General features: G+C 72.3%; 19 protein-coding genes. 13 read left to right on the top strand and 6 right to left on the bottom strand.

Annotation, left to right across the window (positions count from 1 at the left end):
• The first annotated feature begins 87 nt into the window (after positions 1–87).
• The 3 genes from ACIRD7_RS29915 to ACIRD7_RS29905 all read left to right on the top strand — a co-directional run bounded on the left by ACIRD7_RS29915 (position 88) and on the right by ACIRD7_RS29905 (position 2,591).
• Complete coding sequence (locus ACIRD7_RS29915) at positions 88–1,605, top strand: 3-hydroxyacyl-CoA dehydrogenase (protein WP_403458487.1); 1,518 nt, start codon at positions 88–90, stop codon at positions 1,603–1,605.
• Entirely contained in the window at positions 1,602–2,192 is a 591-nt protein-coding gene (locus ACIRD7_RS29910; RefSeq protein ID WP_403458486.1) for a TetR/AcrR family transcriptional regulator, read from the top strand. Before ACIRD7_RS29915 ends, ACIRD7_RS29910 begins: the two co-directional genes overlap by 4 nt.
• Positions 2,193–2,288: 96 nt before the next feature.
• Positions 2,289–2,591 (top strand): hypothetical protein, encoded by a 303-nt coding sequence (locus tag ACIRD7_RS29905; protein ID WP_403458485.1) that lies wholly within the window; start codon positions 2,289–2,291, stop codon positions 2,589–2,591.
• Between the two features lie 16 nt (positions 2,592–2,607).
• On the opposite strand, the gene ACIRD7_RS29900 is transcribed toward ACIRD7_RS29905, so the two are convergent.
• Entirely contained in the window at positions 2,608–3,093 is a 486-nt protein-coding gene (locus ACIRD7_RS29900; protein ID WP_403458864.1) for an Lrp/AsnC family transcriptional regulator, read from the bottom strand.
• Between the two features lie 189 nt (positions 3,094–3,282).
• Between ACIRD7_RS29900 and pdhA the strand changes: the two genes are divergently transcribed.
• The 6 genes from pdhA to ACIRD7_RS29870 all read left to right on the top strand — a co-directional run bounded on the left by pdhA (position 3,283) and on the right by ACIRD7_RS29870 (position 10,304).
• On the top strand, positions 3,283–4,428 hold the full coding sequence (gene pdhA / locus ACIRD7_RS29895) for a pyruvate dehydrogenase (acetyl-transferring) E1 component subunit alpha (RefSeq protein WP_403458484.1): 1,146 nt from the start codon (positions 3,283–3,285) through the stop codon (positions 4,426–4,428).
• Complete coding sequence (locus tag ACIRD7_RS29890) at positions 4,425–5,429, top strand: alpha-ketoacid dehydrogenase subunit beta (RefSeq protein ID WP_403458482.1); 1,005 nt, start codon at positions 4,425–4,427, stop codon at positions 5,427–5,429. The genes pdhA and ACIRD7_RS29890 overlap by 4 nt, the downstream gene beginning before the upstream one ends.
• Positions 5,429–6,787: a dihydrolipoamide acetyltransferase family protein gene (locus ACIRD7_RS29885; RefSeq protein ID WP_403458481.1), complete on the top strand. Its 1,359-nt coding sequence runs from the start codon at positions 5,429–5,431 to the stop codon at positions 6,785–6,787. The genes ACIRD7_RS29890 and ACIRD7_RS29885 overlap by 1 nt, the downstream gene beginning before the upstream one ends.
• Before the next feature lie 66 nt (positions 6,788–6,853).
• The gene (locus tag ACIRD7_RS29880) at positions 6,854–7,825 is read left to right on the top strand and encodes an NTP transferase domain-containing protein (RefSeq protein ID WP_403458480.1); all 972 of its coding nucleotides are present in this window, start codon (positions 6,854–6,856) and stop codon (positions 7,823–7,825) included.
• Positions 7,822–9,198 (top strand): molybdopterin molybdotransferase MoeA, encoded by a 1,377-nt coding sequence (locus ACIRD7_RS29875; RefSeq protein ID WP_403458477.1) that lies wholly within the window; start codon positions 7,822–7,824, stop codon positions 9,196–9,198. Before ACIRD7_RS29880 ends, ACIRD7_RS29875 begins: the two co-directional genes overlap by 4 nt.
• Positions 9,186–10,304, top strand: coding sequence for a potassium channel family protein (locus ACIRD7_RS29870; RefSeq protein WP_403458476.1), 1,119 nt, complete (start codon positions 9,186–9,188; stop codon positions 10,302–10,304). The genes ACIRD7_RS29875 and ACIRD7_RS29870 overlap by 13 nt, the downstream gene beginning before the upstream one ends.
• 9 nt (positions 10,305–10,313) lie before the next feature.
• On the opposite strand, the gene ACIRD7_RS29865 is transcribed toward ACIRD7_RS29870, so the two are convergent.
• Both ACIRD7_RS29865 and ACIRD7_RS29860 read right to left on the bottom strand, forming a co-directional pair.
• Entirely contained in the window at positions 10,314–11,162 is an 849-nt protein-coding gene (locus ACIRD7_RS29865; protein WP_403458474.1) for an ABC transporter permease, read from the bottom strand.
• Complete coding sequence (locus ACIRD7_RS29860; protein ID WP_403458862.1) at positions 11,159–12,241, bottom strand: ATP-binding cassette domain-containing protein; 1,083 nt, start codon at positions 12,239–12,241, stop codon at positions 11,159–11,161. Before ACIRD7_RS29860 ends, ACIRD7_RS29865 begins: the two co-directional genes overlap by 4 nt.
• A gap of 143 nt (positions 12,242–12,384) precedes the next feature.
• On the opposite strand from ACIRD7_RS29860, the gene ACIRD7_RS29855 reads away from it, so the two are divergent.
• On the top strand, positions 12,385–13,365 hold the full coding sequence (locus ACIRD7_RS29855; RefSeq protein WP_403458473.1) for an NAD(P)H-quinone oxidoreductase: 981 nt from the start codon (positions 12,385–12,387) through the stop codon (positions 13,363–13,365).
• 135 nt (positions 13,366–13,500) lie between these two features.
• On the opposite strand, the gene ACIRD7_RS29850 is transcribed toward ACIRD7_RS29855, so the two are convergent.
• Positions 13,501–13,776 carry a hypothetical protein gene (locus tag ACIRD7_RS29850; protein ID WP_403458472.1) on the bottom strand — a complete coding sequence of 92 codons (276 nt, stop codon included), beginning with the start codon at positions 13,774–13,776 and terminating at the stop codon, positions 13,501–13,503.
• A 127-nt stretch (positions 13,777–13,903) separates the two neighbouring features.
• Here ACIRD7_RS29850 and ACIRD7_RS29845 point away from each other — a divergent pair, with 127 nt between their 5' ends.
• Positions 13,904–14,464 carry a hypothetical protein gene (locus ACIRD7_RS29845; RefSeq protein ID WP_403458471.1) on the top strand — a complete coding sequence of 187 codons (561 nt, stop codon included), beginning with the start codon at positions 13,904–13,906 and terminating at the stop codon, positions 14,462–14,464.
• An 86-nt stretch (positions 14,465–14,550) separates the two neighbouring features.
• Positions 14,551–15,093, top strand: coding sequence for a bacterial proteasome activator family protein (locus ACIRD7_RS29840; protein WP_403458469.1), 543 nt, complete (start codon positions 14,551–14,553; stop codon positions 15,091–15,093).
• Positions 15,094–15,159: 66 nt separating this feature from the next.
• Here ACIRD7_RS29840 and ACIRD7_RS29835 read toward each other — a convergent pair whose 3' ends face one another.
• Positions 15,160–16,794 carry a protein kinase gene (locus ACIRD7_RS29835; protein WP_403458466.1) on the bottom strand — a complete coding sequence of 545 codons (1,635 nt, stop codon included), beginning with the start codon at positions 16,792–16,794 and terminating at the stop codon, positions 15,160–15,162.
• A gap of 351 nt (positions 16,795–17,145) precedes the next feature.
• On the opposite strand from ACIRD7_RS29835, the gene ACIRD7_RS29830 reads away from it, so the two are divergent.
• A complete protein-coding gene (locus ACIRD7_RS29830) occupies positions 17,146–18,714 on the top strand; it encodes a protein kinase (protein ID WP_403458465.1) in 1,569 nt (522 codons plus the stop codon).
• Positions 18,715–18,819: 105 nt separating this feature from the next.
• Here ACIRD7_RS29830 and ACIRD7_RS29825 read toward each other — a convergent pair whose 3' ends face one another.
• Complete coding sequence (locus tag ACIRD7_RS29825; protein WP_403458464.1) at positions 18,820–19,842, bottom strand: phosphotransferase; 1,023 nt, start codon at positions 19,840–19,842, stop codon at positions 18,820–18,822.
• Positions 19,843–20,051: the final 209 nt, after the last annotated feature.

The following is a 20,051-nucleotide window of genomic DNA, read 5'->3' as shown; positions in this document are numbered from 1 at the left end:
CAGTCAGAGTTAGAGTAACCGAACGATCGGTCGGTTCAAGGGGGTCCGCCGCATCTGTGGAAAACCCCGTGCGGGAGGATCGCGCACATGACAGCACTCGACCTCAGCAGCCCCGTGGCCGTCGTCGGCACCGGCACCATGGGCCAGGGCATCGCCCAGGTCGCGTTGGTGGCCGGCCATCCCGTGCGGCTGTTCGACACCGTTCCCGGGCGGGCCCAGGAAGCGGCGGACGCGATCGGCGCCCGTCTCGACCGGCTCGTCCAGAAGGACCGCCTCACCGGCGCCGACCGCGACGCGGCCCGCGCCCGGCTGCTGCCCGCCGAGACCCTCGCCGAGCTCGCGGACTGCGCGCTGGTCGTCGAGGCCGTCCTGGAGCGCCTGGACGTCAAGCAGCAGCTGTTCCGTGAGCTGGAGGGCGTGGTCGGCGAGGACTGCCTGCTCGCCACCAACACCTCGTCGCTGTCCGTCACGGCCATCGGCGGCGCTCTCGCGAACCCCGGCCGCTTCGTCGGTCTGCACTTCTTCAACCCCGCGCCGCTGCTGCCGCTGGTCGAGGTCGTCTCCGGGTTCGCCACCGACGTCACGTCGGCCACGCGCGCGTACGAGACCGCACGCGCCTGGGGCAAGACGCCGGTCGCCTGCGCCGACACCCCCGGCTTCATCGTCAACCGCATCGCCCGGCCCTTCTACGCCGAGGCCTTCGCGGTCTACGAGGCACAGGGAGCCGACCCGGCCACCATCGACGCCGTGCTGCGCGAGTGCGGCGGCTTCAGGATGGGCGCCTTCGAGCTCACCGACCTGATCGGGCAGGACGTCAACGAATCCGTCACGCACTCCGTGTGGCAGGCCTTCTTCAACGACGTGCGCTTCACGCCCTCGCTCGCCCAGCGCCGCCTGGTCGAGTCGGGCCGGCTCGGGCGCAAGAGCGGGCACGGCTGGTACGACTACGCGGCCGGCGCCGAGCGGGACGAGCCGCACACCGCCGAGAAGCAGCCGCAGCCCGGCTATGTCGTCGCCGAGGGCGACCTGGGCCCCGCCGCCGAGCTGCTCACGCTGATCCGTGAGGCGGGCATCCCGGTGCGCGAGGAGGAAGAGGACCACGGCACCCGCCTGGTGCTGCCCAGCGGCGGCCAGCTCGCGCTCGCCGACGGCCAGACGTCGGTGGAGTTCCGGGACGTCGTGTACTTCGACCTCGCCCTCGACTACCGGCGGGCCACCCGGATCGCCCTGTCCGCATCCCAGGACACCTCGCCGCACACCCTCAACGAGGCCATCGGCCTCTTCCAGGCGCTCGGCAAGGCCGTCAGCGTCATCGGAGACGTCCCCGGCATGATCGTCGCCCGCACGGTCGCCCGGGTCGTAGACCTGGCGCATGACGCCGTAGCCAAGGGCGTGGCCACCGAGGAGGACATCGACACCGCGATGCGGCTCGGCGTGAACTACCCCATGGGGCCCTTCGAATGGAGCCGCCGGCTCGGCCGCGGCTGGGCGTACGACGTCCTGGACGAGCTGCACGTGCGCGAACCGTCCGGCCGCTACGCCCCGTCCCTCGCGCTGTACCGCCACGCGTACGCCTCCGACAAGCGGGAGGGCAGCACCTCATGACCACCGCCAAGCGCGACACGTACACCCCGGAGACGCTGCTCTCCGTCGCCGTGCGGGTCTTCAACGAGCGCGGCTACGACGGCACCTCCATGGAGCACCTCTCCAAGGCGGCCGGCATCTCCAAGTCGTCGATATACCACCACGTCAGCGGCAAGGAGGAGCTGCTGAGCCGCGCCGTCAGCCGGGCGCTCGACGGGCTCTTCGGGATCCTCGACGAGGAGCACGCGCGCGTGGGGCAGGCGGCCGACCGGCTGGAGTACGTCGTGCGGCGCATGGTCGAGGTGCTCATAGCCGAGCTGCCGTACGTCACGCTGCTGCTGCGCGTGCGCGGCAACACCGGCACCGAGCGCTGGGCCCTGGAGCGGCGTCGCGACTTCGACCACCAGGTCGCCGAGCTCCTCAAGGCGGCCGCGGCCGACGGCGAGGTGCGCGCCGACGTGGAGGTCAGGCTCGCGACCCGGCTCGTCTTCGGCATGGTCAACTCGATCGTGGAGTGGTACCGCCCGGACGGCCGCGGCATGAACGAGCGCGAGGTGGCGGACACCGTGGTGCGGCTGGTTTTCGGGGGCCTGCGCCAGGCGGGCTGAGCACGCGCGACGCGACGTGCGCCTGAGTACGCGCGCGTGGCCGGGTGAGTACGCCCCCCGACGACCCGGGGGTTTCCGGCTGGTGGACTGTGGCGCATGGTCCACAACGACATGCCGTCGCCCGCCGGTGACCCGCGGTGGTGGCGGGCGCCGCTCGTCGCCACCCTGCTCGGGCTGCCGGTCCTCGCGTGGGAGTACACCCTGTGGGGCGCGAATCTCTTCGGCGTCCTCGGCGGGACGGCCGGCTGGGCGTTCGTCCTGCTCGCGCTCGCGTGGCTGATTCCCCGGCGCCGGTCGGCGCGGATGCTGCGGGCCACGGTGGCCACCGCCGCGGTGGTGTGCGCGCTGCTTCCGCTGCTGCTGGTGGTGATGATCGCCGTGGTGATGGTCTCGGGCTGACCGGCGTCGGCCGGGCTCAGCCCTGCGGCTCCAGGTCCTCCTCCTCGAACACCAGCAGGGTGCGGGAGCTGAGCACCTCGGGGATGGCCTGGAGGCGGGTGAGGACCAGTTCGCGCAGGGCGCGGTTGTCGGGGGTGTGCACCAGGAGCAGGACGTCGAAGTCGCCGCCCACCAGGGCGATGTGGGAGGCGCCGGGAAGCTGGCGCAGTTGCTCGCGGACCGTGCGCCAGGAATTCTGGACGATCTTCAAGGTGATGTAGGCGGATGTGCCCTGACCTGCGCGTTCGTGGTCCACGCGGGCCCCGAAGCCACGGATGACACCGTCCTCGATGAGGCGGTTGATGCGCGCGTAGGCATTGGCGCGCGAGACATGGACCCGTTCGGCGACCGACCGTATCGACGCGCGGCCGTCGGCCTGGAGCATCTGCAGGATGTCCTGATCGATGGCGTCGAGCGGACGCGGCGGCGGAAGGGGGACACCGCCGTCCGGGCTCTCGGCCATTTGTTCAGGCGCCATGTCCCCCTGCCTTCCTTCCGTGGACGTAGTGCGTTCATTGCAGGCTGTGGAGAACCGTTTGTCCACAGCCTGAGGCCGCCTGTAGCCAAAATGTGCCGACGACCGAACAATCGGTAGGTGAGGCGCATCACAGAGTTGCGCCTCCCGTAGCCACTCCCACGAGGAGGTGCCGTCATGACGGTCATGGAGCAGCGGGGCGCGTACCGGCCATCGCCGCCGCCCGCCTGGCAGCCCCGTATGGACCCCGCGCCGCTGCTGCCCGACGCCGAGCCCTACCGCGTCCTCGGCACCGAGGCCGGCGCGAAGGCCGACCCGGAGCTGCTGCACCGGCTCTACGCCGAGCTGGTGCGCGGCCGCCGGTACAACACGCAGGCGACCGCGCTCACCAAGCAGGGCCGCCTCGCCGTCTACCCGTCCAGCACCGGGCAGGAGGCCTGCGAGGTCGCCGCCGCGCTCGCCCTCGAGGAGCGCGACTGGCTCTTCCCGAGCTACCGCGACACCCTCGCGGCCGTCGCACGCGGCGTGGACCCCGTCGAGGCCCTGACCCTGCTGCGCGGCGACTGGCACACCGGCTACGACCCTCATGAGCACCGCGTCGCGCCCCTGTGCACGCCGCTCGCCACCCAGCTTCCGCACGCCGTCGGCCTCGCCCACGCCGCCCGCCTCAAGGGCGACGACGTGGTCGCGCTCGCCATGGTCGGCGACGGCGGCACCAGCGAGGGCGACTTCCACGAGGCGCTGAACTTCGCCGCCGTGTGGCAGGCGCCGGTCGTCTTCCTGGTCCAGAACAACGGCTTCGCGATCTCCGTCCCGCTCGCCAAGCAGACCGCGGCCCCGTCGCTGGCCCACAAGGCCGTCGGCTACGGCATGCCCGGCCGCCTGGTCGACGGCAACGACGCGGTCGCCGTGCACGAGGTCATCGGCGACGCCGTACGGCACGCCCGCGCGGGCGGCGGTCCCACCCTGATCGAGGCGATCACCTACCGCATCGACGCCCACACCAACGCCGACGACGCCACCCGCTACCGCGGGGACTCCGAGGTCGAGACCTGGCGCGGGCACGACCCGATCGCCCTCCTGGAGCACGCGCTGACCGAGCGCGGGCTGCTCGACGAGGCCGGCAAGCAGGCCGCGAAGGACGCCGCCGAGGCGATGGCCGCCGACCTGCGCGAGCGCATGAACCAGGACCCCGCGCTCGACCCGAGGGACCTGTTCGCCCACGTGTACGCCGAGCCCACCCCGCAACTGCGCGAACAGCAGGCCCAGCTCCAGGCGGAGCTCGACGCCGAGCACGGCTCTCAAGGGGGAGCGCACCGATGACCACCGTCGCCGTCAAGCCGGCCACCATGGCGCAGGCCCTCACGCGCGCGCTGCGCGACGCCATGGCCGACGACCCCACCGTGCACGTCATGGGCGAGGACGTCGGAACCCTCGGCGGTGTCTTCCGCGTCACCGACGGGCTCGCCAAGGAGTTCGGCGAGGACCGCTGCACCGACACCCCGCTGGCCGAGGCGGGCATCCTCGGCACGGCCGTCGGCATGGCCATGTACGGCCTGCGCCCGGTCGTGGAGATGCAGTTCGACGCCTTCGCCTACCCGGCGTTCGAGCAGCTCATCTCGCACGTGGCGCGCATGCGCAACCGCACCCGTGGCCGTATGCCGCTCCCCATCACCATCCGCGTCCCCTACGGCGGCGGCATCGGCGGCGTCGAGCACCACAGCGACTCGTCCGAGGCGTACTACATGGCGACTCCGGGGCTCCATGTCGTCACGCCCGCGACCGTCGCCGACGGCTACGGGCTGCTGCGCGCCGCCATCGCCTCCGACGACCCGGTCGTCTTCCTGGAGCCCAAGCGGCTGTACTGGTCGAAGGAGGCCTGGAACCCGGAGGATCCGCAGACCGTTGAACCGATAGGCCGCGCGGTGGTGCGGCGCTCCGGCCGGAGTGCCACGCTCATCACGTACGGACCGTCCGTGCCCGTCTGCCTCGAAGCCGCCGAGGCGGCGCGGGAGGAGGGGTGGGACCTGGAAGTCGTCGACCTGCGCTCGCTGGTGCCGTTCGACGACGAGACGGTCGCCGCCTCGGTACGGCGGACCGGACGGGCGGTCGTCGTACACGAGTCGGGCGGGTTCGGCGGACCGGGAGGGGAGATCGCGGCCCGGGTCACGGAGCGCTGCTTCCACCACCTGGAGGCGCCGGTGCTGCGCGTGGCCGGGTTCGACATCCCCTATCCGCCGCCGATGCTGGAGCGTCACCACCTGCCCGGCGTGGACCGGATCCTGGACGCCGTGGGGCGTCTGCAGTGGGAGGCCGAGAGCTGATGGCACAGGTGCTCGAGTTCAAGCTCCCCGACCTCGGGGAGGGGCTCACCGAGGCGGAGATCGTGCGCTGGCTGGTCCAGGTCGGCGACGTCGTCGCGGTCGACCAGCCGGTCGTCGAGGTCGAGACGGCCAAGGCGATGGTCGACATCCCCTGCCCCTACGGAGGCGTCGTCACGGCCCGCTTCGGCGAGGAGGGCACCGAACTGCCCGTCGGGGCACCGCTGCTGACGGTGGCCGTGGGCGCACCGGCCGCCGACGGAGAGACCGAGGGCTCTGGGAACGTGCTGGTGGGATACGGCACCTCGCAGGCCCCGGCGCGGCGCCGGAGGGTGCGGCCGGGGGAGTCGGTGCCCGCCGTACCCGTGGAGGTCGCGGGGGCGCCCGGAGCGGAATCCGCCGCCAACGGCAGTGCCGCCGCCCGGGAGGTGGTCGAGGGCCCCGTGCCGGTCATCTCCCCGCTCGTCCGCCGCCTCGCCCGGGAGAACGGCCTTGATCTGCGGGAGCTGCACGGCTCCGGACCCGACGGGCTGATCCTGCGCGCCGATGTGGAGTACGCGCTGCGTGCCGCCGCCGCGCAGGGCAGGACGGCGGCCCCGGCCACCGAGACGCGGGCCCCCGCCATGTCGGCCCCGCCGGCGCCGGCCGCCCCCGTCTCATCCGCCGCTCCCGCAGGCCTGCGCGTCCCCCTCAAGGGCATCCGCGGTGCCGTCGCCGACAAGCTCTCCCGCAGCCGCCGGGAGATCCCGGACGCGACCTGCTGGGTGGACGCCGACGCGACGGAGCTCATGCGGGCGCGGACCGCGATGAACGCCGCCGGGGGACCGAAGATCTCCCTGATCGCCCTGCTGTCCCGCATCTGCACCGCCGCCCTGGCCCGCTTCCCCGAGCTCAACTCCGTGGTCGACATGGAGGCCAGGGAGGTCGTCCAACTCGACCAGGTGCACCTCGGGTTCGCCGCGCAGACCGACCGGGGACTCGTCGTCCCGGTCGTACGGGACGCGCACGCGCGGGACGCGGAGTCGCTGACCGCGGAGTTCGCCCGGCTGACCGAGGCGGCCCGCACGGGCACCCTCACCCCCGCGGAACTCACCGGCGGGACCTTCACGTTGAACAACTACGGCGTGTTCGGCGTCGACGGCTCCACGCCGATCATCAATCACCCCGAGGCCGCGATGCTCGGCGTCGGCCGCATCATCCCCAAGCCGTGGGTGCACGAGGGCGAGCTGGCGGTGCGCCAGGTCGTCGAGCTCTCGCTCACCTTCGACCACCGCGTCTGCGACGGCGGCACGGCGGGCGGCTTCCTGCGGTATGTCGCGGACTGCGTGGAACAGCCGGCGGTGCTCCTGCGCACCCTGTGACACCCGGCCGAGGCCCGCTGCTTCCCCTGCGTTCCCTGTGATCGCCGAGGCACGCATACTCGGGGGGTGACCGCGTACGAACCGAGGGGCGCGCAGGGCGCCGCCGACGCAGGACAGGACGTCGTGTACGACGCCGTGGTCCTCGCCGGGGGTGCCGCGCGCCGGCTCGGCGGGGTGGACAAGCCCGGCGTCCAGGTGGGCGGCCGGGCGCTGCTCGACCGGGTGCTCGCCGCCTGCGCCGACGCGCGGACCACCGTCGTCGTCGCCGACCCCCGGCCCACCGCCCGCCCGGTGACCTGGGCGCGCGAGGACCCGCCCGGCGGCGGCCCGCTGGCCGCCCTCGACGCCGGCCTGCGGCACACCACGGCGGAACACGTCGTCGTCCTGTCGGCCGACCTGCCCTTCCTCGACGAGCGCACGGTACGGCGGCTGCTGGCCGCGCTGCGGACCGGCGGCGCCGACGGGGTCCTGATCACCGACGCGGGCGGCCGGGACCAACCGCTCGTCGCCGCGTACCGCGCGCCCGTGCTGCGCCGCCGACTGGCCGCGCTCGCCCTCGGCCAGGAGGGCCCGGCCGGTCCCGAGGGCGCCGGGCTCACCGGTCTCCCCCTGCGCCGGCTGACCGGCGCGCTCGACCTCACCCGCGTCCCCGACCCCGTCGCGTCCTTCGACTGCGACACCTGGGACGACATCGCCACCGCCAGGGCACGCATCAGGGAGCATGGGCACGTGTTGGATGAATGGATTTCCGCAGTCAAGGACGAACTGGGCATCGACCTCGAGGTCGACACCAAGGTCCTGCTGGATCTCGCGCGCGACGCCGCCCACGGCGTGGCGCGGCCCGCGGCCCCGCTGACCACCTTCCTCGTCGGCTACGCGGCAGCGCGGGCGGGCGAGGGCCAGGGCGGACCCGAGGCCGTCGCCGAGGCGTCCCGCAAGGCCGCCGCGCTCGCCCTGCGCTGGGCCGAGGAGGCCGCGGCAGCCAAGTCCGACGCGGCCCCCGACGCCACCCCGGACACCCGCCCGGACGCCGGATGACCGCCCGCGGCATCCGGACGGGCGAGGACGCCGAGGACCTCGATGTCGAGGAGGTGCTCGCCCTCGTGAACGAAGACCACGGTCACCGCACGCCCGGCGACAAGGTGCCCCCACCCGCCCCGCCGGCCCAGGACCCGGGATCCGGCCGGGCGGACCGGCAGCACAGGGCCACCGCCTGGCCCGAAGCCCGCGACATCGCCGCCCGCGCCGCCCGGACCGCCGGCCGGGCGGCCGGCCGCGCTCCGGTCTCGGTCCCCCTCGACGCCGCGCTCGGCCTCACGCTGGCCGCGCCCCTCACCGCTCTCACCGACCTGCCGTCCTTCGACACCTCGGCGATGGACGGCTGGGCGGTCGCGGGCCCCGGCCCCTGGGGCGTACGGGAGGAGGGAGTGCTGGCCGGGCACGCCGAGCCCGAGTCGCTCACCGACGGCGAGGCCGTCCGGATCGCGACCGGCGCCCGCGTCCCGCTGGACACCACCGCAGTCCTGCGCAGCGAGCACGGCCACATCGACGCCAAGGGCCATCTGCACGCCACCCGCGAGATCCAGCACGGTCAGGACATCCGTCCGCGCGGCCAGGAGTGCCGTAACGGCGATCAACTGCTCGCCGTGGGCACCCTGGTCACCCCGGCCGTGCTCGGCCTGGCGGCCGCCGCCGGATACGACACCCTCACCGCCCTGCCCCGCCCCCGTGTCGAAGTGCTGATCCTGGGTGACGAGTTGCTCACGGAGGGGCTTCCGCACGACGGGCTCATCCGTGACGCCCTCGGCCCGATGCTGCCGTCCTGGCTGCGCGCGCTCGGCGCCGAGGTCACCGCGGTGCGCCGGCTCGGCGACGACGCCAAGGCCCTGCGCAAGGCCCTCACCAAGTCCGAGGCCGATCTCGTCGTCACCACCGGCGGCACCGCGGCCGGCCCTGTCGACCATGTCCACCCCACCCTGGAACGCATCGGCGCCGAACTCCTCGTGGACGGCGTCAAGGTGCGGCCCGGTCACCCCATGCTGCTGGCCCGCACCAAGGACAACCAGCACCTCGTCGGCCTGCCGGGCAACCCCCTGGCGGCCGTCTCCGGCCTGCTCACCCTGGCCGAGCCCATGCTGCGCACCCTCGCGGCCCGCCCCGCCCCGGAGCCGTACACGCTGCCCCTGAAGGAGGCGGCGCACGGGCACCCGTACGACACCCGGCTCATCCCGGTCGTGCTGCGAGGTGACCATGCGGTGCCGTTGCACTACCAGGGCCCGGCCATGCTGCGGGGCATGGCGGCGGCCGACGCCGTGGCCGTCGTGCCGCCGGGCGGTCTGCGTGCGGGTCAGGAGGCGGAACTGCTGGATCTGCCCTGGGCCAGTGCCGGCATCGAGGTGTGTTTCACGTGAAACTTCCGGGCCAGGACGCCATAGCGCGGCGGGCGGACGAGCGGGTCGAGACCTATCGGGTGAAGCTCCCGAAGAAGATCGTGGAGCATCCGTTCCGGCAGGTGGCCAAGCGGGTGACGCTGGCGCTGTTCCTGCTCGTTCTCACGGCTTTGATCGTCTACGCCGACCATGAGGGCTACAACGACAACTCCGACGGCTCGGTCGATCTCCTCGACTCCTTCTACTACGCGACCGTCACCCTCTCCACCACCGGATACGGCGACATCACCCCGGTCAGTGACGCCGCCCGGTTCACCAACATCTTCGTCATCACGCCCATGCGCGTGCTGTTCCTGATCATCCTGGTCGGCACCACCCTCGAGGTCCTCACGGAACGGACCCGGGAGGAATGGCGCCTGAACCGCTGGAGGTCCACCTTGCGCGACCACACCGTCGTCGTCGGTTTCGGTACGAAGGGGCGTTCGGCGATCCAGACCGTCTGCGCCACCGGCCTGAAGAAGGACCAGGTCGTCGTGGTCGACCCTAGTTCCAAGGTGATCGAGGCTGCCGTCGCGGAGGGGTACGCCGGGATCACGGGCGACGCGACCCGCAGCGAGGTCCTGAAGCGGGCCGAGGTGCACAGGGCCCGGAAGATCATCATCGCGACCCAGCGGGACGACACGGCCGTGCTGGTGACACTGACGGCCCGGCAGCTCAACCGTGGCGCGAAGATCGTGGCCGCGGTGCGGGAGGAGGAGAACGCGCCGCTGCTGAAGCAGTCCGGCGCCGACGCGGTCATCACCAGCGCCAGCGCGGCCGGGCGGCTGCTCGGTCTGTCCGTGCTCAGCCCCGCCGCCGGCATGGTGCTGGAGGATCTGATCCACCAGGGCACCGGGCTCGACATCATCGAACGGCCGGTCATAAAGGCCGAGGTGGGCAAGACCCCGCGGCAGACCGACGACCTGGTGGTCAGCGTCATCCGCGGGCACCGGGTGCTCGGATACGACGATGCGGCCGTCGGGACACTGGAGTTGACGGACCGCCTCATCACCATCGTGCGGGCGACGCCGGCCACTCAGGTCACACCTGATGACCGGCGTCTGCCCCCGGGGATGAAGCCCCTCTGAGGCCGGGCCCTACTTGCGGTTGTACAGCCGCATCGTGATCGGCCCGAAGACCAGCACGAACAGGGCCGCCCAGCCCAGCGACCAGGCGACCTCGCCGGCCGGCCAGTCGCCCGCCATCAGCCCGCGCACGGCCGAGGCCAGATGGGTGATGGGGCTGTTGTTAACGAACGCCTGGAGCCAGCCCGGCATGGTCTTGGGGTCGACGAAGATGTTCGACAGGAAGGTCAGCGGGAACAGCACCATCATGCTGACGCCCATCACCGACTTCTCGCTGCGCAGCAGCAGGCCGAACATCGTCCAGGCCCAGGAGAAGGCGAACGAGAAGGCGACCAGCAGGGCGATCCCGGCGATGACGCCGCCCACCCCGCCGTCCGGGCGGTAGCCGATGATCATGCCGACGGTGAGCATGACCACGGACGCGATGGTGTAGCGCAGGGCGTCGCCCAGCAGATAGCCGACCATGGTCGACGGCCGCCAGATCGGCAGCGAACGGAACCGGTCGAAGACGCCCTTCTCGATGTCGGTGTTCACCGAGACGCCCGTGTACATGGTGATCATCACTACCGACATCACCAGGATGCCCGGCAGCAGGAACTGGATGTACTCCCCCGGGGACCCGGCCAGGGCGCCCCCGAACAGGTACGTGTACATCAGCACCATCATGATCGGGAACGCGGTGACGTCGAAGAGCTGCTCCGGCACATGTTTGATCTTCAGGATCGCGCGCCAGCCGAAGGTCATCGAGGCCGACCAGGCGCTCGGCCGCGGCGGGCGTTCCTTCGCGACCAGCAGTGCGGCGAGCGACTCGGCGCTGACGGGGGCGAGGTCCTTGCTCTCGGTCTGCGTCACCGTGCTCATGCCGTCACCTTGTTCTTCTCGTCGCGGTCGTTCCTGTCGTCCCGGTCGTTCCTGTCGTCCCGGTCGTTCTTGTCGTGCCTGTCGGCGCTGCCGTTCTCGGTCTCGTGGGTGTCGTGTCCGGTGAGGGCGAGGAACACCTCGTCCAGGCTGGGCTGACCGAGCGAGAAGTTGTCGACGGTGATGCCGGCCCGGGCCAGCTCGGCGAGCGCGCGGCCCGCCTGCTCCGCCCCGCCCTGACCATTGGCGATCCCGGATCCGACGCGGGCGGTGAGGGCCACCGGGTCGGGCTCCAGCTGCACCTCCGCGTCCAGGGCCAGCCGCAGCACCTGTTGGGCCTGCGGCCGCTGCTCCGGATCGCGCAGCCGCACATGGACGGACCCGGCGCCGACGGAAGCCTTGAGCTCGCCCTTGGTCCCCTCGGCGATCACCTTGCCGCGGTCGATGACGGCGATCCGGGACGCCAGCTGGTCGGCCTCGTCGAGGTACTGCGTGGTCAGCAGCACGGTGGTGCCCTGGGCGACGACCGCGCGCACGATGTCCCACACCTGGTTGCGGCTGCGCGGGTCGAGGCCGGTCGTCGGCTCGTCCAGGAAGAGCAGGTCCGGGGTGTTGAGGATGGACGCGGCGATGTCGATACGGCGCCGCATGCCACCGGAGTAGTTCTTGACCTGCTTCCCGGCCGCGTCCGTCAGCCCGAAGGCTTCCAGCAGCTGCGCGGCGCGCTCGCGCGCGGCGCTCTTGCCGTGCCCGAGGAGCCGGCCCAGCAGGACCAGGTTCTCGGTGCCGGTGAGGTCCTCGTCCACGGAGGCGTACTGGCCGGTGAGGCTCACCCTGCCGCGCACCGCGTCGGCCTCGCGGACGACGTCGTGCCCGAAGACATGGGCCTCGCCGCCGTCGGGTCGTAGGAGGGTGGCGAGCATCTTCACCGTGGTGGTCTTGCCGGCGCCGTTCGGGCCGAGGACGCCGTAGACCGTGCCGGCCGGAACCGCGAGGTCCACGCCGTCGACGGCCCGTGTCTCACCGAACGTCTTCACCAGGCCCGCGGTCTCGATGGCGAGACCGGACGTCGTCTGCGTGATCATGCTGTCGGGTTCCTTCCGAGTGGTCCTTCCGCGCTCTTGGCCTACGCATGGGGAGACTTTTACGGTCGCGCAAACTCATCGGCCGCGCACAGGGATTTTCGAAGGGATCCGGCGTGCGGCCGAGGGGTAGCGTCCGTCCCATGTATGCGATCACGATTCCCGAACCTGGTGGGCCCGAGGCGCTGGTGTGGGACGAGGTCCCCGACCCCGTCGCCGGCGAGGGCGAGGTGCTGGTCGAGGTGGTGGCCGGCGCCGTCAACCGTGCCGACATCCTGCAGCGACAGGGCTTCTACAACCCGCCGCCCGGCGCCTCCCCCTACCCCGGCCTGGAGTGCTCCGGACGGATCGCCGAGATCGGCCCGGGGGTCTCCGGCTGGGCCGTCGGCGACGAGGTGTGCGCGCTGCTCTCGGGCGGCGGCTATGCCGAGAAGGTCGCCGTGCCGGCCGGTCAGCTGCTGCCCCTGCCCAAGGGCGTGAGCCCGACGCAGGCCGCCGCGCTGCCCGAGGTGGTCTGCACGGTCTGGTCCAACGTCTTCATGATCGCCCACCTGCGGCCCGGCGAGACGCTGCTCGTGCACGGTGGCTCCAGCGGCATCGGCACCATGGCGATCCAGCTCGCCAAGGCCGTCGGCGCCAAGGTCGCCGTCACGGCGGGCAGCAAGGAGAAGCTGGACCGGTGTGCCGAGCTGGGCGCCGACATCCTGGTCAACTACCGGGAACAGGACTTCGTCGCCGAGATCGCGAAGGCCACCGACGGAAACGGGGCCGACGTCATCCTCGACAACATGGGCGCCAAGTACCTCGACCGCAACATCCAGGCCCTGGCCGTCAACGGGCGGCTCGCCATCATCGGCATGCAGGGCGGCATCAAGGGCGAGCTGAACATCGGCGCGCTCCTGGGCAAGCGCGCCGCCATCAGCGCGACCTCGCTGCGCGCCCGCCCGCTCACCGAGAAGGCGGCGATCGTCGCGGCCGTACGCGAACACGTCTGGCCCCTGCTGGACGCCGGTCAGGTACGCCCCGTCGTCGACCGCGAAATCCCCATGAACGACGCGGCCGAGGCACACCGGGTGGTGGAGGAGAGCGGGCATGTCGGCAAGGTGCTCCTCGTGGTGCCGTAGGACTGACGGCGCCTCTGGGCCTGGCGCCTCTTGGCCAGGCACCTCTGGGCCCGGCGCCTCTAGGCCCGGCGCCTCTTGGCCAGGCATCTCTTGGCCAGGCACCTCTAGGCCAGGCACCTCCTGGCCCGGCACCCCCTAGCCGCGCCGAAGCCGAAGCCCCACGAAGGCGAGGCCCAGGCCGAGGCCGATGAGGACGAGGCCGGTGCCCAGCGGCAGGAGTTCGAGGACGGGCCCGGTGGGGGCCTCGGCGCGCGGGACGGGCCGGCCGGCGGGGCGGGCCGACGGGGTGGCGGGCGACGGGTCCTGGGCGGGGGCGTCGGCGGCGTCCGAGCTCTCGGGCACGCGGCCGCGCTCGCCGTCACCCCGCCCCTCGGCCTCTCCCTCTCCCTCTCCCTCACGCCTGTCCCGCATCCCCGATCCGTCGCCCTCCCTGTCGCCGCCCGGCTTCTTCCTCCCCACCTCCTCGTCCTCCAGCGGTCCCTTCTCCCGCCCCGGTCGCTCCCGCCCCTCTCCGGCCCGGCTCCCGGCCCGGGAGGGCTTGTCGGACGGGGTGGGGCGGGACGCGCCGGGCCCCAGCGCGGAAGGCGAGGCCGACTTCCTGGGCTTCGCCGCCTTCCCGGAGGCCTTCCCGGATGCCTGCCCGGACGAGGACGCCGACGCGGACGAGGAAGCGGAGGGGGCCGAGGGGAGCGAGGAGGTCCCGGACGCCTCCGGAGACGCGGACGCGGGCGGGCCCTCGGCCGCCGTCCCGGTGCCGGCCGACGGCGAGTCCGCCGGCTCCGAGGAACGGACGGACCACGGCCGGGGCATCACCGCGGACCCGGAGGACACCGCCGTCGGCGCCCCTCCGACCGGGTCGTCGAAGCCGTACGCCACCCCGGGCCCGCACAGTGTGACGACCAGCCCCGCCACCACCACGGCCAACGGTCCCGCCCGCCCCGCCAAGGCGCGCGGCCCGCAGGAAGCCACTCGCGTACGCCCCCGCACCGCCCCCGGCCATGAAGTCATGGAACAACCCTCACAGCAGCCGGCGCACCCGGCATTCCGGACTCCGCCACCCGATCCAATCCCCGGGCGGACCGGCGTCGGCGGGGTTTGACGAAATCCACACCGACGTAAACGGTGGATCACCCCACACAGGGGGCACCACGATGATGAGCTGTACGGGTGCGAGAGAATGGCGGCATGGAGATGCCGAGGAACGAAAGGTCGCCCGAGAACCCCCAGATCCTGGTTGTCGGCCAGGACGGGATGGCGCTCACCGGCGGCAACGGAGACGAGGACTCCCGCGAGATCCCGGTGACGGAGCAGGTCGAGCAGCCGGCGAAGGTCATGCGGATCGGCAGCATGATCAAGCAGCTGCTCGAAGAGGTACGCGCCGCACCTCTGGACGAGGCGAGCCGGGTCCGGCTGAAGGAGATCCACGCCAGTTCGGTGAAGGAACTGGAGGACGGCCTGGCCCCGGAGCTCGTCGAGGAGCTGGAGCGGCTCTCCCTGCCCTTCACGGACGAGGGGACCCCTTCCGACGCGGAACTGCGCATCGCGCAGGCCCAGTTGGTCGGCTGGCTGGAAGGCCTCTTCCACGGCATCCAGACCACGCTCTTCGCCCAGCAGATGGCCGCGCGGGCCCAGCTGGAGCAGATGCGCCGCGCCCTGCCCCCGGGCGTCGGCGGCCACGAGGACGGCGAGCAGCACCCGGGCGGCCGCTCCGGCGGGCCCTACCTGTAGTCAGCGCCCCAGATCCGCGAAGGGCCCGGCAGCCAGATGCTGCCGGGCCCTTTCACTGCGCGGACGTCACTGCGGGTTGCCCGTGGAGACGCGGAACGTGAACGTCGGCGGGTCGTCCGGGTCGAAGTCCGTGCGCGCCTCGGGCGACTGCTCCATGACGGTGCCCTGACCGTAGGTGTTCTCCTCGACGTCGACCTTCTCGTACTCCCACCCGGCGGCGTCGAGGCACTCGACGACCGACGGCCAGTACTTGAACGTGAAGCTCGGCATCGTCACGCGGTCCGGGTCGGTGTACGACTCCGACGGCTCGGTGCAGTCCGTCGTCTCGACGGTCTTCGAGGTGTCCCCCTCGCGGTATCCCGCCTTCTTCGTCACCGACGGCGTGGGGGTCGAGCCGCCGCCGCCCGCGTCGTCCTCGGAGCCGCCGCCGTTGAGCGTCAGCGCCGCGATCAGACCGACCACCGCGACCACGGACACGACGAGCGAGCCGATGATCACCGGCTTGTTGCTCCTGCCGCCGCCCGAAGTGCTCCGCGTTTGCGGCGAGATGGAGTACGGCGGCGGCGTCGCGTGGCCCGGCTGCGGGGAGTACCCCGTCGGCGCGGGGGTCTGGAAGCCGGGCTGCTGCGGATAGCCGTACGCCGGGGAGGGCGCGGACGGCGGCGGGGTGCCGTACGGATTCGGCGCCGGAGCCGGCTGGTACGGCGTCTGGACCGGGCCGCCGGGCGGCGGCGTCTGGCCGACCGGCGGGAAGACGGAGGCGCCGACGCCCTGACCGCTCTGCGTCTGCGCGCCCGGCACGATGCTCGGCGGGGCGGCCTGGAAGGACGCGGCCACGCGCAGGCACTCGTCGCGCATGGCCTCGGCGCTCGGGAAGCGCTCGTTCGGGTTCTTCTTCAGCGCGCGGGCGACCAGCGCGTCCACGGCCGGCGGCAGCGCGCGGTTGATGGAGGACGGAGCGACCGGCTCCTCCTGCACATGCGCGTACGCGATCGCCAGCGGGGAGTCCGCGTCGAACGGCAGCCGCCCGGTGACGAGTTGGAACAGCATGATGCCGACCGAGTACAGGTCGGAGCGGGCGTCCACGGCCCGGCCGAGCGCCTGCTCGGGCGAGAGGTACTGCGGGGTGCCGACGACCATGCCGGTCTGCGTCATCGACGTCACGCCGGACTGCATGGCGCGCGCGATGCCGAAGTCCATCACCTTGACCACGCCACGCTTGTTCAGCATCACGTTGCCCGGCTTGATGTCGCGGTGGACCAGCCCCATCTCGTGGCTGATCTCCAGCGCGGCGAGCACGTCCGCGGTGATCTTCAGTGCCTTGTCGGCGGGCACCGCGCCGAACTGCCGTACGTCCTCGTCGAAGACCGAGCTGAGCGGGCGGCCCTCGATGTACTCCATGACGATGTACGGCGTCGTCATGCCCTCGACGGTGTCCTCGCCCGTGTCGAAGACCGAGACGATATTGGTGTGCGTGAGCTTGGCCACTGCCTGCGCCTCGCGGCGGAAGCGCTCGCGGAACGCCTGCTCGCGGCCGAGCTCGGTGTGCAGGGTCTTGATCGCGACCTGCCGGTCGAGCACGGAGTCGTACGCGAGATGCACCGCGGCCATGCCGCCCTGCCCGAGCAAGTCGCGCAGTTGGTAGCGGCCGCCGGCCAGTGATCGCCCCGCGGTGCCGCCGTGTGCGCCGTCCTGGCTCATGTTCTGCGTCCCCCGTACCCTCTCGGGCGCCCTGCGACCCGTGGACCGAGTGATCCCGAGTGATCCAATGTGCTATTCCCGGCCAAGTCTGCCCCACGGCACTGACAGGTCAAGCGCGGTGCCCGTTCCGTGACCGTACGCGAAGGGAGCGTCGCGGAAGCGTTACAGGGGCCGTACGGTCGGTGCACAGAATTTGCACGAGACGACGGGGTGCGGGTTTCATGGCCGGTCTGTCTCCGTCCGGTTGGGGCGACCGTCTCGGACCGGTGGCTTGCGCAGAGGCTGTAGCGTGGCCGACGGAGACCGTAACAACACCGCGCGCACCGCGGGCAGAAACGACGGCGAGGACTGATGGCACAGCAGCAGCGCGCTCAGGGCCCGTCCGACCCCGAGGCGGCTGGCGGCGGTATGTCAGACGCGCCGGAAATGTGGGGTAATGGCGGACTTGTCGGGGACGGCCGTTACAGGCTGACCCGCAGACTCGGCCGGGGCGGCATGGCCGAGGTGTTCGCGGCCGAGGACGTGCGTCTCGGGCGCACCGTGGCGGTCAAACTGCTGCGCTCCGACCTCGCCGAGGACCCGGTGTCCAAGGCCCGCTTCACGCGCGAGGCGCAGTCCGTCGCCGGTCTCAACCACCACGCGATCGTCGCCGTGTACGACTCCGGCGAGGACTTCGTGAACGGCCAGAGCGTGCCGTACATCGTCATGGAGATCGTCGAGGGCCGCACGATCCGCGACCTCCTCATCAATGCCGAGGCACCCGGCCCCGAGCAGGCGCTGATCATCGTCTCCGGCGTCCTGGAGGCCCTCGCCTACTCGCACCAGCACGGCATCGTGCACCGCGACATCAAGCCGGCCAACGTCATCATCACCAACAACGGCGCGGTGAAGGTGATGGACTTCGGCATCGCCCGCGCCCTGCACGGCGCGCAGTCCACGATGACGCAGACCGGCATGGTCATGGGCACCCCGCAGTACCTGTCGCCCGAGCAGGCGCTCGGCAAGGCCGTCGACCACCGCTCGGACCTCTACGCGACCGGCTGCCTTCTGTACGAACTGCTCGCGCTGCGCCCGCCGTTCACCGGCGAGACCCCGCTGTCGGTCGTCTACCAGCACGTCCAGGACATCCCGACCCCGCCGTCCGAGGTCTCCGACGCCACGCCGCCGGAGCTCGACGGCCTGGTCATGCGCTCGCTCGCCAAGGAGCCGGACGACCGGTTCCAGACGGCCGAGGAGATGCGCGGCCTCGTCCAGTACGGCCTGCAGATGCTGTACGACCAGGGCGGCCACACCGGCACCTGGAACACCGGCCCGGTGACCATGCACGACGGTCGGCACACCCCGGCCGCGGGCTTCGCGAACACGACCGTCATGGGGCACCCGGGCACCCCGGCCTCCGGCACGACGCAGATCCCGCAGCCGATCCTGCCCGCCGGCTACGGCGGCGGGGACGACGGCGGCTTCGAGGGGCACGGCAACCGGGGCGGCGGCCGCGGCAAGCTGTGGATCCTCGCCGTCCTCGCGGTGATCGCGATCGCGGTGGGCGTCGCGCTGGCGCTGAAAAACGGCGGTGGCGGGGGTGGCGGCGGTGACGGCACCACGCAGAAGCCGACCACCTCGCAGACCACCGACGAGGACAAGGCGACCGACGAGCCGACCGACGAGGCGACCGAGGAGCCGACCGACGAGGCCACCGACGACGGCAGCGGCACGGGCACCGACCCGGACTACACGCCGACCGAGGAGCCGACGTACACGGAGACCGAGGAGCCGACGCAGGACCCCACCGAGGAGCCGACGACGGACCCGACGACGCAGGAGCCGACGGAGGAGCCGACCACGGCGGAGCCGACGGACGAGCCCACCGCGCCGCCAACCCTGCCGACGGCGCCGACGGGTGGTGGCGGCGGCGAGGCCTGACCCGCTGGCCGGCACGGACCCCGGCTGATCGACCTCACGCGCGCGTGCGGCCCGGAAACGGGCTCCACGCGCGCGTGGAGTTTGCCCGGCATTGCCCCATCCCGGTCAGTCCGTGAAGGCCTCGCGCACCGCGTCGTACTCCCGGGTCCACCACACCGCCAGCGCCGAGGCCGCCGGGAACTGCCGGTCCGCGCGGGTGTCGCCGCGCTCGTAGTGCCAGCGCAGCATCCAGAAGTCGTTGAGCCGCTCCCACCACACGCGGTGCGCGGCCGCCGCGAGCTCGGCGGGGGTCGCGACTGCCGTACGCCGGTACGCGCGCGTGTAGGCCCGTACCCGCGCGAGGTCGAGCGCCCCCGTGGGCCGTACGAAGAAGATCGCGGCGGCGCGTACGGCCTCCTCCGCGCGGGGCTGCACGCCGAGCCGGTCCCAGTCGACGATCGCGACGGGGGCGTCGCCGCGGTAGAGCAGGTTGAAGGGGTGGAAGTCGCCGTGCACCCAGCCGACCGAGGTGCCGCGCGCAGGACGCCGGCCGGCGTGCCGTTCCAGGAGGTCGCGGCGTTCCAGGAGACGGTGGCGGGCGAGTGCGTCGAAGCGGTCGGCGGGGTGGTGACGGCGTACCCGGCCGAGCAGGTCCTCGATGAGCGTGAACGTCTCGGCGGGGTCGGCGCTCTCGACCGGCGCCCGCCCCTCCACCGGCATCACCCGCTCCAGGCTCGCGTGCACGACGCCTAACAACGCCCCCAGCCGCGCGCACTGCCCGAGGGTGAGCTGGCCGCCGTGGCGGTGCCGGCCGTCGATCCAGGGGTGCAGCGCGTAGGCGTGGCCGCCGACGACGGTGACCGTACGTCCGTCCCGGCCGGCCAGCGCCGGGGCCACCGGGACGCCCAGGGCGGCCAGGCGCCGGGTCGCCCGGTGCTGGCGGGCGATGGCGGCCGGGTCGGCGGTCTCGGGGTCGTAGTGCTGCTTGAGGAAGTACCGGCCGCGGGTCGTGCGCAGCCGGTAGCCGCGGTTCAGCAGGCCCTGGTCGACGGGGTCGCAGGCGAGCACGGAACCGGCGGAGTACTGGCGCAGAAGGGCGCCCAGAGGGGGCGTGTGAGGTACAAGGGGTGGTACACAGGAGCGCGGCACGCGCCGATGCTAGGGCAACGGCCCGGCCCGTGAGCTGGGCGTTGTCACAGGCGGTCGTCGGCAGTCGCCGACAGTCACTTCCGGTCGCGGTGCCGATCAATGGGCCCGGGCCCAATTCCTGATCTCCATTCAGGTGAACTCGCCGGTGATCTGCGACCCGGCGACTCTTCCCGTGGCCTGGCTCACCGATATAACGTGCCGTTGTTCCG

The organism is Streptomyces sp. NPDC093568 (genome assembly GCF_044764945.1).
GTDB lineage: Bacteria > Actinomycetota > Actinomycetes > Streptomycetales > Streptomycetaceae > Streptomyces.
This window is presented reverse-complemented; position numbering and strand designations above follow the sequence as displayed.

What these genes read in the sequence shown, in the direction of transcription:
- ACIRD7_RS29915 (WP_403458487.1), top strand. Translation starts at nt 88, where the DNA reads ATGACAGCACTCGACCTCAGCAGCCCCGTGGCCGTCGTCGGCACCGGC.
- ACIRD7_RS29910 (WP_403458486.1), top strand. Translation starts at nt 1,602, where the DNA reads ATGACCACCGCCAAGCGCGACACGTACACCCCGGAGACGCTGCTCTCC.
- ACIRD7_RS29905 (WP_403458485.1), top strand. Translation starts at nt 2,289, where the DNA reads ATGGTCCACAACGACATGCCGTCGCCCGCCGGTGACCCGCGGTGGTGG.
- ACIRD7_RS29900 (WP_403458864.1), bottom strand. Translation starts at nt 3,093, where the DNA reads ATGGCCGAGAGCCCGGACGGCGGTGTCCCCCTTCCGCCGCCGCGTCCG.
- pdhA (WP_403458484.1), top strand. Translation starts at nt 3,283, where the DNA reads ATGACGGTCATGGAGCAGCGGGGCGCGTACCGGCCATCGCCGCCGCCC.
- ACIRD7_RS29890 (WP_403458482.1), top strand. Translation starts at nt 4,425, where the DNA reads ATGACCACCGTCGCCGTCAAGCCGGCCACCATGGCGCAGGCCCTCACG.
- ACIRD7_RS29885 (WP_403458481.1), top strand. Translation starts at nt 5,429, where the DNA reads ATGGCACAGGTGCTCGAGTTCAAGCTCCCCGACCTCGGGGAGGGGCTC.
- ACIRD7_RS29875 (WP_403458477.1), top strand. Translation starts at nt 7,822, where the DNA reads ATGACCGCCCGCGGCATCCGGACGGGCGAGGACGCCGAGGACCTCGAT.
- ACIRD7_RS29865 (WP_403458474.1), bottom strand. Translation starts at nt 11,162, where the DNA reads ATGAGCACGGTGACGCAGACCGAGAGCAAGGACCTCGCCCCCGTCAGC.
- ACIRD7_RS29855 (WP_403458473.1), top strand. Translation starts at nt 12,385, where the DNA reads ATGTATGCGATCACGATTCCCGAACCTGGTGGGCCCGAGGCGCTGGTG.
- ACIRD7_RS29850 (WP_403458472.1), bottom strand. Translation starts at nt 13,776, where the DNA reads ATGCGGGACAGGCGTGAGGGAGAGGGAGAGGGAGAGGCCGAGGGGCGG.
- ACIRD7_RS29840 (WP_403458469.1), top strand. Translation starts at nt 14,551, where the DNA reads ATGGAGATGCCGAGGAACGAAAGGTCGCCCGAGAACCCCCAGATCCTG.
- ACIRD7_RS29835 (WP_403458466.1), bottom strand. Translation starts at nt 16,794, where the DNA reads ATGAGCCAGGACGGCGCACACGGCGGCACCGCGGGGCGATCACTGGCC.
- ACIRD7_RS29830 (WP_403458465.1), top strand. Translation starts at nt 17,146, where the DNA reads ATGGCACAGCAGCAGCGCGCTCAGGGCCCGTCCGACCCCGAGGCGGCT.